This window comes from Mesorhizobium sp. B2-4-18 (genome assembly GCF_006441385.1).
GTDB classification, from domain to species: domain Bacteria; phylum Pseudomonadota; class Alphaproteobacteria; order Rhizobiales; family Rhizobiaceae; genus Mesorhizobium; species Mesorhizobium australicum.
Genome location: NZ_VFUW01000003.1, coordinates 338,860 through 351,975, shown reverse-complemented (window position 1 = coordinate 351,975; position 13,116 = coordinate 338,860). Strand labels below are relative to the sequence as shown.

16 protein-coding genes are annotated in these 13,116 nt (G+C 64.0%); 8 read left to right on the top strand and 8 right to left on the bottom strand.

The window, feature by feature from the left end:
• Positions 1-89: 89 nt before the first annotated feature.
• The 5 genes from FJ527_RS08815 to FJ527_RS08795 all read right to left on the bottom strand — a co-directional run bounded on the left by FJ527_RS08815 (position 90) and on the right by FJ527_RS08795 (position 3,250).
• The gene (locus tag FJ527_RS08815) at positions 90-524 is read right to left on the bottom strand and encodes a nuclear transport factor 2 family protein (protein ID WP_140662500.1); all 435 of its coding nucleotides are present in this window, start codon (positions 522-524) and stop codon (positions 90-92) included.
• Positions 521-1,165 (bottom strand): carbonic anhydrase, encoded by a 645-nt coding sequence (locus tag FJ527_RS08810; protein ID WP_140616544.1) that lies wholly within the window; start codon positions 1,163-1,165, stop codon positions 521-523. Before FJ527_RS08810 ends, FJ527_RS08815 begins: the two co-directional genes overlap by 4 nt.
• A gap of 147 nt (positions 1,166-1,312) precedes the next feature.
• The gene (locus FJ527_RS08805; RefSeq protein WP_140822725.1) at positions 1,313-2,104 is read right to left on the bottom strand and encodes a DUF429 domain-containing protein; all 792 of its coding nucleotides are present in this window, start codon (positions 2,102-2,104) and stop codon (positions 1,313-1,315) included.
• On the bottom strand, positions 2,101-2,985 hold the full coding sequence (gene pdxY / locus FJ527_RS08800) for a pyridoxal kinase PdxY (protein WP_140616546.1): 885 nt from the start codon (positions 2,983-2,985) through the stop codon (positions 2,101-2,103). Before pdxY ends, FJ527_RS08805 begins: the two co-directional genes overlap by 4 nt.
• A gap of 13 nt (positions 2,986-2,998) precedes the next feature.
• Complete coding sequence (locus FJ527_RS08795; protein WP_140822723.1) at positions 2,999-3,250, bottom strand: hypothetical protein; 252 nt, start codon at positions 3,248-3,250, stop codon at positions 2,999-3,001.
• Positions 3,251-3,413: 163 nt separating this feature from the next.
• On the opposite strand from FJ527_RS08795, the gene FJ527_RS08790 reads away from it, so the two are divergent.
• From FJ527_RS08790 to ppa, 6 genes are all read left to right on the top strand, one after another.
• On the top strand, positions 3,414-4,052 hold the full coding sequence (locus FJ527_RS08790) for a LemA family protein (RefSeq protein ID WP_015315127.1): 639 nt from the start codon (positions 3,414-3,416) through the stop codon (positions 4,050-4,052).
• 99 nt (positions 4,053-4,151) lie between these two features.
• Positions 4,152-4,964 carry a YgcG family protein gene (locus FJ527_RS08785; protein WP_181166324.1) on the top strand — a complete coding sequence of 271 codons (813 nt, stop codon included), beginning with the start codon at positions 4,152-4,154 and terminating at the stop codon, positions 4,962-4,964.
• A gap of 4 nt (positions 4,965-4,968) precedes the next feature.
• On the top strand, positions 4,969-5,859 hold the full coding sequence (locus tag FJ527_RS08780) for a YgcG family protein (protein WP_181166311.1): 891 nt from the start codon (positions 4,969-4,971) through the stop codon (positions 5,857-5,859).
• Between the two features lie 9 nt (positions 5,860-5,868).
• Positions 5,869-6,507, top strand: a complete 639-nt coding sequence (locus tag FJ527_RS08775) for a TPM domain-containing protein (protein ID WP_140822721.1) — start codon at positions 5,869-5,871, stop codon at positions 6,505-6,507.
• A gap of 244 nt (positions 6,508-6,751) precedes the next feature.
• Positions 6,752-7,258 (top strand): GNAT family N-acetyltransferase, encoded by a 507-nt coding sequence (locus FJ527_RS08770; RefSeq protein WP_015315131.1) that lies wholly within the window; start codon positions 6,752-6,754, stop codon positions 7,256-7,258.
• A 190-nt stretch (positions 7,259-7,448) separates the two neighbouring features.
• Positions 7,449-7,982, top strand: a complete 534-nt coding sequence (ppa, locus tag FJ527_RS08765; protein ID WP_140822719.1) for an inorganic diphosphatase — start codon at positions 7,449-7,451, stop codon at positions 7,980-7,982.
• 9 nt (positions 7,983-7,991) lie between these two features.
• Here the strand turns inward: ppa and FJ527_RS08760 are convergent, their stop codons facing one another.
• Positions 7,992-8,585 (bottom strand): hypothetical protein, encoded by a 594-nt coding sequence (locus FJ527_RS08760; protein WP_140719846.1) that lies wholly within the window; start codon positions 8,583-8,585, stop codon positions 7,992-7,994.
• A 44-nt stretch (positions 8,586-8,629) separates the two neighbouring features.
• Positions 8,630-9,247, bottom strand: a complete 618-nt coding sequence (locus tag FJ527_RS08755; RefSeq protein WP_015315134.1) for a TetR/AcrR family transcriptional regulator — start codon at positions 9,245-9,247, stop codon at positions 8,630-8,632.
• A gap of 74 nt (positions 9,248-9,321) precedes the next feature.
• Here FJ527_RS08755 and FJ527_RS08750 point away from each other — a divergent pair, with 74 nt between their 5' ends.
• Positions 9,322-10,605 (top strand): MFS transporter, encoded by a 1,284-nt coding sequence (locus FJ527_RS08750; protein ID WP_181166310.1) that lies wholly within the window; start codon positions 9,322-9,324, stop codon positions 10,603-10,605.
• A 193-nt stretch (positions 10,606-10,798) separates the two neighbouring features.
• On the opposite strand, the gene FJ527_RS08745 is transcribed toward FJ527_RS08750, so the two are convergent.
• Positions 10,799-11,080: a hypothetical protein gene (locus FJ527_RS08745; RefSeq protein WP_140662511.1), complete on the bottom strand. Its 282-nt coding sequence runs from the start codon at positions 11,078-11,080 to the stop codon at positions 10,799-10,801.
• 198 nt (positions 11,081-11,278) lie between these two features.
• On the opposite strand from FJ527_RS08745, the gene typA reads away from it, so the two are divergent.
• Positions 11,279-13,108 carry a translational GTPase TypA gene (typA, locus tag FJ527_RS08740; RefSeq protein WP_140712379.1) on the top strand — a complete coding sequence of 610 codons (1,830 nt, stop codon included), beginning with the start codon at positions 11,279-11,281 and terminating at the stop codon, positions 13,106-13,108.
• The last annotated feature ends 8 nt before the right edge of the window (positions 13,109-13,116 follow it).

Here is a 13,116-nt window from a genome sequence, read left to right as displayed (position 1 = left end):
GAGGGTCTTTCGCTGGCGTCAGGAAGGAGGGTGTCACCGATGTAGGGCGCGGTCCGCGGGCCCGCAATATGCCAGTTGGCCGCTCCGCCTCAGTAGCCCTCGCAGTTTTCAGCGATTGCCGCCTGCGAACTGGCGGTGATGCGGTTGTCGCTCACCGCGAAGGTCTCCTGCATCAACATATCATTGTCGGGGAAGTCGTAGCAGGCGATCACGGTGGTGACCCCGCCTTCGGTCTTCTCGATGCGGTGGCGGATCGCGGCTCCCGCAACCGCACCTTTCCATTCGTCGAGCGAGGCGATGAATTCCTGCTTGCTCTGGACAACGCCGAGGTCGTCGAGCTTGATGCGGACGTCGTCGGCGAGCAGGTCCGCCAGCTCGGTGCGATCGGCGACCAGTAGCGCCGAATACCAGCGACTTATGATGGCGCGGTCATCGGCGCGAGCGGCAACGATCGCTATCATCAGCGCGGCCGCCGTGAAAACGACCGGCCGGACACTCATCGCCTGCCGCGCCGTACCGTTCATTCCAGCACCGGCCGCTCGAAATCGCCGGTCTCCTTGTTCATCACCCAGAGCTCGCCGGTCGAAATGTCGAACCAGGCTCCGTGCAATGACAGCCGCCCCTTGCCCTCAAGGATTGAGACGCAGGGAAAGGTCCTGAGATTGGCGAGGGAGTAGCGGATCGAGATGCGCTCCAGGGCCGTCTGGCGTTCCGTCGCCGTCATGAAGGTGCTGGCCGACACCGTTTCGGCGGCCGGCGCGATCAGGCTCATCCACTTGCCGATGAAGTCGCCGGGAGACAGCGGCGCGGAGTTGGTGTCGAGCGCGGCCCGGATGCCGCCGCAGCGGCCGTGGCCCATGACAACGATATTCTTGACCTTGAGGCTCTGCACCGCGAATTCGAGCGCGGCCGAGGTCGAATGGAACTCGCCGTCCGGCTCGTAAGGCGGCACCAGATTGCCGACATTGCGCAAGACGAAGAGTTCGCCGGGGCCGGCGTCGAAGATCGCCTCGGGCGCGGATCGCGAGTCGCAACAGGCGACGATCATGGTCTCGGGCGCCTGGCCTTCGCGGGCGAGCTCGCGATAGCGGCCGCTCTCGGTGAGGTAGCGGCCGTTCATGAAATTGCGGTAGCCGGCGAGGAGGTGTTCGGGAAGATGAGGCATGGGCGGCTAAGGCCTTTCCGGGTTGGAGGCGGCAGCTCGTTGCGGTCGAGGAAAGCCTCTAACGGCAAAAACCCGTTACGAGCAATGCAGAATTGTAGGGGCTAGCTATAAATGCCATGCGCCAGAGCGGGACGCCCGCCGACATTGTCACGCCCAAATGGCGACCGGTATGCCAAAACCGTCAGCGCGAGGCGGGTCGGGAAACGGCTTCGCGTCGCCGCTGGCGATGCGGCCGGCAATCAGCATCATGGCCGCCGCATCGAGGAAATCGTCGGCGGCCGCACCACGTGGCGGCAGCTGGTCGAGGAAATCCATGTCATAGCCGTGCCGGCAAAGCAGCGCCTTGCGCTCCGCCATGCCGGCCAGATTGACGCTGCCCTTGATCTTCTTCGGCAACCGCATGGCCTGATCGCCGTTCAGGCGACAGAAGGCGACTTCCGGATGCGATTCGAAGATGCGGCCGCGCAGTTCGGGCCGCGCGATCAGCAATGTGTCGATCTCGCGGATTTTCGAAAAGATGCCGAAGGCCTGGATGGAAACGCCGCGCGGCGGGTTGGATGTGGCCTTGGCCGCTTCGCTTGCCCTGATATGCGCCGCGTACCAGGCTTCGATCGTGGTGAAGCCGCTGGTGTCGGCATAGAGCGCGGCACGGGACGGAATCGAGAAGACGCTGGACTGGCGAGCGCCAAGCAGCGGCCGCACCAGCGCTTCCGGCCCGCGTCCGCCCTTTTGCGAAAATTCCGGTAGACCGATCGGCATGTCGACGGCGACGATCGCGTCATCGGGGATCGCCGCCAGCAGGGCGGCGAACGAAGGGAAGACATCGACCGAAGGCGCCGTATCCGGGTCACGACGTGTCGAACCGGGTTCGCTCCGCACGGCGATCCAGCCGGCCTTGCAGCCATCGGCGCCGACGAGCACGACCTTGGCCGGGGTCACGCCCGGCGATCCCGCCCCGGATGCGTGAGGTGGCGAAGCTGGACCATGGCCATCGGGTGCGACAGGCTCTGCGCGTCGGTTTCGAGCTGCAGTTCGTCGCCGCCGCGTTTTGCGGTGCGCGCCAGGATTTCGTAGACCGCCGCCGTCGTCGACTGCAGCGCCTTGATCGCCGGCTGGCCGGACAGGATGCGCGCCAGGTAGACCGCTGCCGTCAAGTCGCCAAGGCCGTTCGGCGGCTTGTCGATCAGGCGGTGTTCGGCCAGCAGTGCCTGGGTGCCGTCAAGCAGCAGATTGCCTGTGCCGCCTGACATCATCGACGGAGCCGAGGTGACCAGCATGGTCGACGGTCCGGCGTGGAGTGCGGCCGAGATCACCGATTTCAGGTCGGGCAGCGGCGCGCCGGCCATCCATTCCAGCTCATAGCGGTTCGGCGTGGCGATGTCGGCGATCGGCATCAGCCGGTCGCGCATGGCGGCGGCGGTGGGCTCGGGCACGTAGAGGCCGCCGGAATCACCCATCACCGGATCGCAGATATAGACGGCATCGGGCGTCCTCGCCTTGACCGCGGCGACCAGCGAGGCGACCGCCTCGGCCTGGCCGGCCTCGCCGAGATAGCCCGACAGCACGGCCCCGACCTCGCCCAGCCACGGCGCGCGCTCCAGATCGGCCATCAGCGCCTTGAACTGGTCGAGCGGCGGCACGATGCGGGTCGCGCGGCCATGGCCGGGATGCCAGGGCAGGGTGACCGTAGGCACGGCCCAGACCGGAAAGCCCAGTGTCTCCAGCGCGAAGACGGCCGCGCGGTTGCCGACGGAGCCACGCGCGACATGGCTGGAAATGACGATGACCGCGTGCGGCGCGTCGGTTTTTTCGGCGCTCATTGTTTCTTGATTCCTAGCTGCCCCGGGTGAGGAAAAGCACGAGCCAGACCATCAGGCCCAGCGCCAGAAGCAGGCCGAGTATCCTGCCAACACGCGTGCCCCAGACTTCGATCGGATCCGTGCGATCGGCATCGGCCGCGGAGACGTGGTCGCGCACGCCTTTCGTCGTCCGTGCCACGAAAGAATTGCCGGCCGGATCGGTCTCCTGCGCGACGCGCTGGAGGATACGGCGCGATTCGCTGTCGTTGTCCTGGCGTTTCGCCATGATGATATCCCGTTCTGATCGAACCTTATCGCGTTCACCGGGCCAATCACAGGGCCTTGCGCGGGCACAATTCATGCCGAGCCTGCTTCAGAGGCCGAGGCCGTTTTCTTGCGCGCCGATTGTGGTAATGCTTCGGATGCAACTTCTATCGAGGGATCCCTTCATGCTTGCCCAGCGCCTTGCTCGACCATCGACATTTCGCACGTTGCCCGCCTTCCTGATGATGGCAATCGTGCTGCCGCTGCTTGCCGGCTGCGGCTACAACACGATCCCGACGGCGGAAGAAAACGCCAGGGCGGCATGGAGCGAGGTGTTGAACCAGTATCAGCGCCGCGCCGACCTCATTCCCAATCTGGTCGAGACGGTCAAGGGCTATGCCTCGCATGAAAAGGACACGCTCGACGCCGTCGTCCAAGCGCGCGCCAAGGCGACGCAGATCACGGTGACGCCCGAAACGCTGAAGGATCCGGAAGCCCTCAAGAAGTTTCAGGATGCCCAGGCCGGGCTGACCAGCGCGCTGTCGCGGCTGATCGCGGTGTCGGAAGCCTATCCCGACCTCAAGGCCAACCAGAATTTCCTGGCGCTGCAGGCGCAGCTCGAAGGCACGGAGAACCGCATCGCGGTGGCGCGGCGCGACTACATCCAGGCGGTCAGGGACTACAATTTGACGCTGAAGACCTTCCCGTCGGTACTGTGGGCGACATTCTGGTTCCGCGGCAACGAGCCCTTCGCCAACTTCACCGTCGACGAAGACAAGATGCAGCCGCCGAAGGTCGATTTCGGCACGAAGCAGGGCGGATGAACGGCGACTGTCATCGGAACGAATTCCGCGAAAAGACGGACCGCCGGCGTGCAAACACCCCTCTCTGTCCTGCCGGACATCTCCTCCTCAAGGGGGGCGCTGCGGAACGCCTACCTTTCCTTTCTCGGCCTTCTTGCCAGCATCCTCTTCCTCCCGTTCGCCGCCTTCGCTGCCGATCTTCCGGCGCTGACCGGCCGCGTCGTCGACAATGCCGGCATCATCGATGCCGGCACACGTGCGGCGCTGACCCAAAAACTCGCCGACTTCGAAACCAAGGGCTCGGACCAGATCGTCGTCGCCACCATTCCCAGCCTCGGCGGCGAGGAGATCGAGCCCTACGCCAACCGGCTGTTCCGCTTCTGGAAGCTCGGCCAGGCCAAGGAGAACAACGGCGTCCTGCTTTTGGTCGCGCCAAACGATCGCAAGATGCGGATCGAGGTCGGGTACGGGTTGGAAGGCACGCTGACCGACCTGCACACCAAGCTGATCATCGAAAACGACATGGTGCCGGCCTTCCGAGCCGGCGATTTCTCCGGCGGCATCTCCAAGGCCGTCGACGACATGATCATGGTGTTGGAGGGCAATCCGGAAGAACTGGAAGCGCGCGGCAAGCGCAACGAGCAGGCACCATTCAATTCCGACGACCTGTTCTTCGCCATTTTTATCGGTATCTGGGCGATCATTTTCTTCGGCAGCATCGCAGCCTCGGTCATGCCGCCGATCTTCGGCCAGAAACTCGGGCCCGGACGCTATCGCTGGCTCGGCATGACCTTCGAGCCGCACCGGCGATCATCGTCCGGCGGCTGGTCGTCCGGCGGCGGCGGTTGGTCCTCCGGTGGAGGGTCCTCCGGTGGCGGTTTTTCGGGCGGCGGCGGTTCGTCCGGCGGCGGCGGCTCCTCGGGAGGCTGGTAAGGCCATGGCCAGAGCTGCCGTCCCTTCAATGCCCGGCCAATGCGCTTCGCGGCTGCGCCTGGCCTTAATCATCCTGGCGTCTCTGCTGCTTGCCTCGATCGCCGCCGTGGCCGCCGACCTTCCGGCTCTCACCGGCCGCGTGGTCGACAATGCCGGCATCATCGATGCCGGCACACGTGCCGCGCTGACGCAGAAGCTGGCGGACTTCGAAACCAAGGGCTCCGACCAGATCGTCGTCGCCACCATTCCCAGCCTCGGCGGCGAGGAGATCGAGCCCTACGCCAACCGGCTGTTCCGCTTCTGGAAGCTCGGCCAGGCCAAGGAGAATAACGGTGTCCTGCTCCTGGTCGCGCCAAACGACCGCAAGATGCGCATCGAAGTCGGCTATGGGCTGGAAGGCACGCTGACCGACCTGCACACCAAGTTGATCATCGAGAACGACATGGTGCCGGCCTTCCGCGCCGGCGATTTCTCCGGCGGCATCTCCCAGGCCGTCGACGACATGATCATGGTGCTGAACGGCAATCCGGAGGAGTTGGAGGCGCGCGGCAAGCGCAATCCCGCCGACAACAGCACTCCCATGGATCCGGTCGTCGTGGTGTTCCTGATCCTGTGGGCGACGATGTTCTTCGGTGGCCTGGCGATGGCCTTCCTGCCGCCAATGTTCGGCACAAGGCTGTCGCCGGGCGCGTATCGATGGCTGGGCATGACGTTTCGTTATGGCCAGGGTGCGGGCGGATCATCCGGAACCAGCGGCTGGACGACAAGATCGTCGGGCGGCGGCTGGTCCTCGGGTGGTTCCGGCAGTGGCTGGTCGTCGGGGTCAAGCAGTGGCGGCGGGTTTTCCGGTGGCGGCGGCTCGTCCGGCGGTGGCGGTTCTTCAGGAAGCTGGTGAGACAAGATCATGGCGACACGACCGATCAGCCCGCAGGATCATGAGCGCATCGCCGCTGCGATCCGCGCCGCCGAAGCGCAAACCGACGGCGAGATCTACTGCGTCGTGGCGCATGCCAGCGACGGCTACTTCGCTCCCGCAGCCTTGATGGCGACCCTCGGCATGCTGGTCGTCAGTCTCGCGGTCGCCTATGGGCTGGAGGCCTGGTGGCTCACCATCCGCCTGCCACATTTCGTCATAGCTGAGCTGCTGGCCATGGCCTGCGTGCTGGCCCTGTTGTGGACGCTGCCCGGCCTGCGCATCCATATGGTGCCGCGTCGGCTGCGCTATCAGGCCGCGCACGCCAATGCGGTCAAGCAGTTCCTCGCCCGCAACGTCCACCGCACCACGGCGCGCACCGGCGTGCTGATCTTCGTCTCGATCGCCGAGCGCTACGCAGAAGTGGTCGCCGATTCGGGCATCGACGCCAAGGTCGGCCAGCATGTCTGGGACGGCGTGGTGCGCGATCTGACCGCGCATGCCGGCCACGATCGGCTTGCCGACGGTTTCGTCAAGGCGATCGAGGGGGTCGGGGCCGTGCTGGCCGAGCACTTTCCGGTTACTTCGGGCGATACCAACGAGCTCGACGACCATCTGGTCGAAATCTGAAAAGCCCTACCTGCAAACGCTACTCAGCCGGACGCCTGACGCGGCTTTCTGCGCTTCCGATGCCCACGGACCTAAAAGTCCGCTGCGCTTCGGTACTCGAAAGCCGCGCCATCCGCCTCGGCTGAGTGCGTTTTCAGGCAGGCTTTGGCCAATGTCGGCAGTGTCATGATCGTCTGTGCGAAAGCGGACCATCGGCCGCCGGGACTCTTGCAATCGGGCGATGCGGGTTTATGGTTAATAAATCATGAATACGCTGACGATCGACATTCGGAAGGCAGACCCGCGCGATGCGGGCGCCATCGCCGAAGTGCACCTCGAGGCTTGGCGCGGCGCGTATAGCGGAATCATTCCGCACCGCACGCTGACATCTATGATCAACCGTCGCGGAAGCGACTGGTGGGCCAACGCCATCCGCCGCGCCGCCACCGTCCTGGTCGTCGAGATCGGCGGCACGATCGCCGGCTACGCGACGATCGGCAAGAACCGCGCCAAGGAACTCAAGCAGCAGGGCGAGATCTACGAATTGTACCTGCGCCCGGAATATCAGGGCATCGGGCTCGGCAGGCGGCTGTTTTCGGCGGCCAGGGCACGTCTCGCCGACCATGGGCTGAAAGGCATGGTGGTGTGGGCGCTGGAAGACAATCAGAACGCACTTGCCTTCTATGCCGGGGCCGGCGGCCGCGACATCGCCGAAGGGGTCGAGATTTTCGAGCAGAAGGCGCTGAAGAAGGTCGCCTTCGTCTGGGAGTGACCGCCTGGGGATAATCGCGGAACGCGTGGTCCCGGGCTCACGCACATCACGACCTTGAAACATCTTGTGCCGATGATTGAACGGGTCGACCGCCATCGCGTCTCGCCGGACGCCTGTAAGCACCATTCGCCGCATTGCACCATTTTGCGCCGCCCGCTATCTCCTGCCGACCGAGAGAGGGACAAAAGACATGCGCATCGAAGCCATAGCCACCGGAAAGAATCCGCCTGAGGACGTCAATGTCATCATCGAGGTGCCGATCGGCGGCGAGCCGATCAAGTACGAGATGGACAAGGAGGCCGGCACGCTGTTCGTCGACCGCTTCCTGCACACCTCGATGCGCTACCCCGGCAATTACGGTTTCGTGCCGCACACGCTGTCGGGCGACGGCGACCCGATTGACGTGCTGATCTGCAACACGCGCGCCTTGGTGCCGGGCTGCGTGATCAACGTGCGGCCGATCGGCGTGCTGATCATGGAAGACAATGCCGGCCAGGATGAAAAGATCATCGCGGTGCCGTCACCGAAGCTGACACTGCGCTACGAGAACGTCACCGAATACACGCAGCTGCCCGACATCACGCGCCAGCAGGTGCAGCACTTCTTCGAGCACTACAAGGATCTGGAACCCGGCAAATGGGTCAAGATCGAGGGCTGGCATGATTCCAAATACGCCAAGAAGATGATCATGGACGCGATCGACCGGGCGAACGCGAGCAAGTAGCTCGAGCGGTCAGTTATCGACCCGGCCGAAAGCCGGCACATCGCCAATCACCACGCGCTTGTCCTTGCCGCAGGCGAAGCCTTTCGCCTTCTCGTCGGCGATCTTGCGCGCCTGGTCGTTGGCGGCGGGGTTGCCGGTGGCCAACACCAGGCCGACGGTGCAGCCGTCCCGGGCGTCCATCTGGGCGACCTTGGCGACGAGCAGCACCTCGGTCTTCTTGGTCTCGTCCTCGCCATTGCTGATCGAGCGGCGGTGGATGACCGCGAACGGCACGGCTTTGTCGCCATTGGTTTCGACGCGCCACTCGACCTTGGCTCCGGACGAATTCAAGGCGGAAAAACTTTCCCAGGTGGACGTCATGTCGCCGCCGGGCGGAAAACCATAGAACAGCGATTCGCGGGCGTCGTCATATCCGACCAGCACGGGATAGCCGCGATAGCCGGAGCAGGCGAGGTCGGCCCAGTCGCCGTCGCCCTGCCCGGCCTGCGCATAGGTCACGCAGTCCTTCTTCCAGTCGAGGTCGGTGTAGGTGCTGGATATGTCGCCGGCCTGTGCCGCCTGGCAAAGGCCGGCGAAGGTGAGCGGGATCAACAGGCTGCGCATGGCGGAGATCTCCCTTGGAGGTCGTCCCAGCGTATCGCCAATCGCTATTTCTTCAAGCTGGCTTCGATCAGCAGGTCGGCGTTGCGGGCAACCGACTGCGCGGGTCCGCCGAGGCCGAACAGTTGGCCGCTGATATAGGCGCCTTCGATAAGCAGCAGCAACCCGTCGCCCAGCGTGTCGGGGTCTTGCGCGCCCATCGCAGCCGCCATGGCGCGCAGGCGGCGGCGCAATTCCTGCTTGTTGGCCTCGCTGACGACGCGAGCCGGATGGCTGTGGTCGGGATATTCGACCGCCGCATTGGTCATGCCGCAGCCGCGATAGTCCGCCACTTGCGTTCGCTTGCCGATACGGGTCAGGAAAGCCTTGATCTGAGCGCGCGGGTCGCCGGGGTTGGCGGCGACGGCCTCGTCGAAACGCTCCCAATATTCAAGATCGTATTGCCTGAGGTAGGAGGCGGCCAGCTCGTCCTTGGAGGGAAAGCTGCGATAGAGGCTGGGCTTGGTGACGCCGGCACGCTTGACGATTTCGTCGACGCCGATCGCCCGGATACCGCGCCGGTAGAAAAGGTCATAGGCCACGTCGAGGATCTTTTTGGCGGCCTTGGGTGGCGCCGACGCATGACCGTCGCTGATGGTCAGTTCAATATTTTTGTCGCTTGGCATCATGGGACTCGATTGACAATGTTACCGATCGGTACGTATACATGCTCCCATCTTGCAACGTACCGGTCAGTAACATGATAGCTCAATCCCGTCCCTTTGGCCAGCGCTACGCTTTCGTGGTGGTGGGCGTCATCTTCCTCTGCCTGCTGATCGCGGCCGGCCTGCGCTCCGCGCCTTCCGTCATGATGCTGCCGCTCGAAAACAGCTTCGGCTGGCGGCGCGACGTCATTTCGCTGGCCGCGGGCGTCGGCATCCTGCTCTATGGGCTGACCGGTCCGTTCGCCGCAGCGCTCATGGAACGTATCGGGCTGCGCCGCACGCTGCTGGCGTCGCTGGTGGTGATGTCGGCTTCGACCACGCTCAGCCTGCTGATGACCAAGTCATGGCATCTGTTCATCACCTGGGGCGTTTTTTCCGGTATCGGATCCGGCGCTGTCGCCAGCGTCCTTGGCGCCACCATCGTCAACCGCTGGTTCAAGACCAATCGCGGTCTTGTCATGGGGCTGATGTCGGCCTCCAGCGCCACCGGCATGCTGATTTTCCTGCCGCTGATCGCCTCGCTCGCCCAGACAGGCGGCTGGCAGCCTGTCGTCATCGCGGTCGCGATCGCCACCGCGGCGTTGATCCCTCTGGTCTGGTTGCTGGTGCCGGAGCGCCCGGCCTCGATCGGAATGGTGCGTTATGGGGCCGAGGCGGATGATGTGCCGCCGACTTCGCCCGCATCACAAGGCAATTTCCTGGCGCATACGCTCAGCACGCTGCGCCGCGCCGCCGGCACGCGGGTTTTCTGGTACCTGTTCGCCACTTTCTTCGTCTGTGGGTTCACCACCAACGGGCTGGTCGGCACGCATTTGATCGCCTTCTGCGGCGACATGGGTATCGGCGAGGTGCAGGCCGCCGGCCTGTTGTCGATGATGGGCATTTTCGACCTGATCGGCACCACGCTGTCCGGCTGGCTCACCGACCGCTACGACCCGCGCAAGCTGCTCGGCGTCTACTATGGCATTCGTGGCCTGTCGCTGATCTATTTGCCCTTTTCCGGCTTCTCGGCAACCAGCCTGATCATCTTCGCGGTGCTCTATGGTCTCGACTGGATCGCCACCGTGCCGCCGACTTTAAGGCTCGCCAACGAAGCCTTCGGCGACCGCAGCGGGCCGATCGTGTTCGGCTGGATCGTGGCCGGCCATCAGGTGGGTGCCGCCGCCGCCGCTGCCTTCGGCGGCACCATGCGCGAACTGCAGGGCAACTACGAACTGGCGTTCCTGATTGCCGGCATGACGGCGATCGCGGCGGCTTGTATTTCGCTCCTGATCAACACCAGCCGGCCGGCCTTCGATCCCGAACCGCAGGCGGCTTGAGGCGCGTCGATAATTCAGGTGAGGCCGGCCTGCAAACGGCGGATTCCTGCGCTTCTCCGTTCTACTGCGTCGCAGTAGAACGGAGCTCACGTACAAAATGTACGCTCCGCTCGGATTCTCGAAAACCACTATTTTCGGCCCGGCCTGGCCTGAATCTCAACACACCTCAGCGTGTAAGAACGGGCGCGAACGATCAGTCGGGGTAGCAGACCATTGGAATGTTGGGCCAGACCGCCGCATCGCAGTTGGCGCTCGCCTGTCTCTGCTTGAAGGCGGCACTGACCGGCCCGGTCACCACGGGGTCGACGCCGTCGGGCGCGTCGGCAAAGGCCTGCTGCGCGGAAGGCGCATCGGCCGGCAGGACAGGCCGCGTTTCCTTCAGCGTCGCGGCCGACTGCGCGGCGTTGGCCGCCAGCAGCATCGCAAACGCGGCGGACGCGATAAGCGGCCAAAATCGGTTGAGTCTATCGGTCATTACGTTCGAACTGTCCGGGCCCTGAAAAGGTTCCCGCCTTGGTTAACAAAATCATTTCACACGCAGATGCTTAAGATTTGATGAGTATTTGGTATCGCGCGTCCCCTTTCGCAACTGCGAAAAACCCTGTATGAGCCGCGCAACCGAAAGAGGCAGCGCCTTTGGCCTGCTGCCTGCAACGCTTCCGAGACCAGAATCATGAACCTCCGTAATATCGCGATCATCGCGCACGTCGACCATGGAAAGACCACCCTGGTCGACCAGCTTTTGAAACAGTCCGGCTCCTTCCGCGACAACCAGCGCGTCGCCGAGCGCGCCATGGATTCCAACGATCTGGAAAAGGAACGCGGCATCACCATCCTGGCCAAGGCGACCTCGGTCGACTGGAAGGAGACGCGCATCAACATCGTCGACACGCCCGGCCACGCCGATTTCGGTGGTGAGGTCGAGCGCATCCTGTCGATGGTGGATTCCGCCATCGTGCTGGTCGACGCCGCCGAAGGGCCGATGCCGCAGACCAAGTTCGTCGTCGGCAAGGCGCTCAAGGTCGGCTTGAGGCCGATCGTCGTCATCAACAAGATCGACCGGCCGGACGCGCGCCATGTCGAGGTGGTCAACGAGGTGTTCGACCTGTTCGCCGCGCTCGACGCCACCGACGAGCAGCTCGACTTCCCGATCCTCTATGGTTCGGGCCGCGACGGCTGGGTGTCGGAAAATCCGGAAGGCCCGAAGGACCAGCAGCTTGCACCGCTGTTCGACCTCGTCATCAAGCATGTGCCGGCGCCGACCGTTCATCCCGGTCCGTTCCGCATGATCGGCACCATCCTGGAAGCAAACCCGTTCCTCGGCCGCATCATCACCGGCCGCATCGAGAGCGGCACGCTGAAGTCCAACCAGGCGGTCAAGGTGCTGCACAATGACGGCACCCAGATCGAGACCGGCCGCATTTCAAAGATTCTCGCTTTCCGCGGCCTTGAGCGTCAGCCGATCGAAGAAGCGCAGGCGGGTGACATCGTCGCCATCGCCGGCCTGTCCAAGGGCACCGTCGCCGACACGTTCTGCGATCTGGCGGTGACCGAGGCGCTGCATGCACAGCCTATCGATCCGCCGACCGTGACCATGTCCTTCCTCGTCAACGACAGCCCGTTGGCCGGCACCGAAGGCGACAAGGTGACCAGTCGCGTCATCCGTGACCGTCTGCTGCGCGAGGCCGAAGGCAATGTCGCGCTGAAAATCGAAGAATCGCCCGACAAGGATTCGTTCTTCGTTTCCGGCCGCGGCGAATTGCAGCTCGCCGTCCTGATCGAGACCATGCGCCGCGAAGGTTTCGAGATCGCCGTCTCGCGTCCGCGCGTCGTCATGCAGAAGGGCGAGAATGGCGAATTGCTGGAGCCGGTCGAGGAAGTCGTCATCGACGTCGACGAGGAGCATGCCGGTGTCGTCGTGCAGAAGATGTCGGAACGCAAGGCCGAAATGGTCGAGCTGCGTCCCTCGGGCGGCAACCGCCAGCGCATCGTCTTCCACGCGCCGACGCGCGGCCTGATCGGCTACCAGTCGGAACTGTTGACCGATACGCGCGGCACCGCCGTGATGAACCGGCTGTTCCACGCCTACGAGCCCTACAAGGGCGAGTTGCCTGGTCGCACCAACGGCGTGCTGATCTCCAACGAACAGGGCGAATCGGTGGCTTACGCCATGTGGAACCTTGAAGATCGCGGTCCGATGGTCATCGATCCCGGCGTCAAGGTCTATCAGGGGATGATCATCGGTATCCACAGCCGGGACAACGATCTCGAAGTGAACGTGCTGAAGGGCAAGAAGCTGACCAACATCCGCGCCGCCGGCAAGGACGAGGCGGTCAAGCTCACCCCGCCGATCCGCATGACGCTGGAGCGCGCGCTGGCCTGGATCCAGGACGACGAACTGGTCGAGGTGACGCCGAAGACCATTCGCCTGCGCAAACTCTATCTCGACCCGAACGAGCGCAAGCGTTTCGAGAAGTCGTCGAAGGCGGTCGGTGCGGCTTAGGTCTTTCC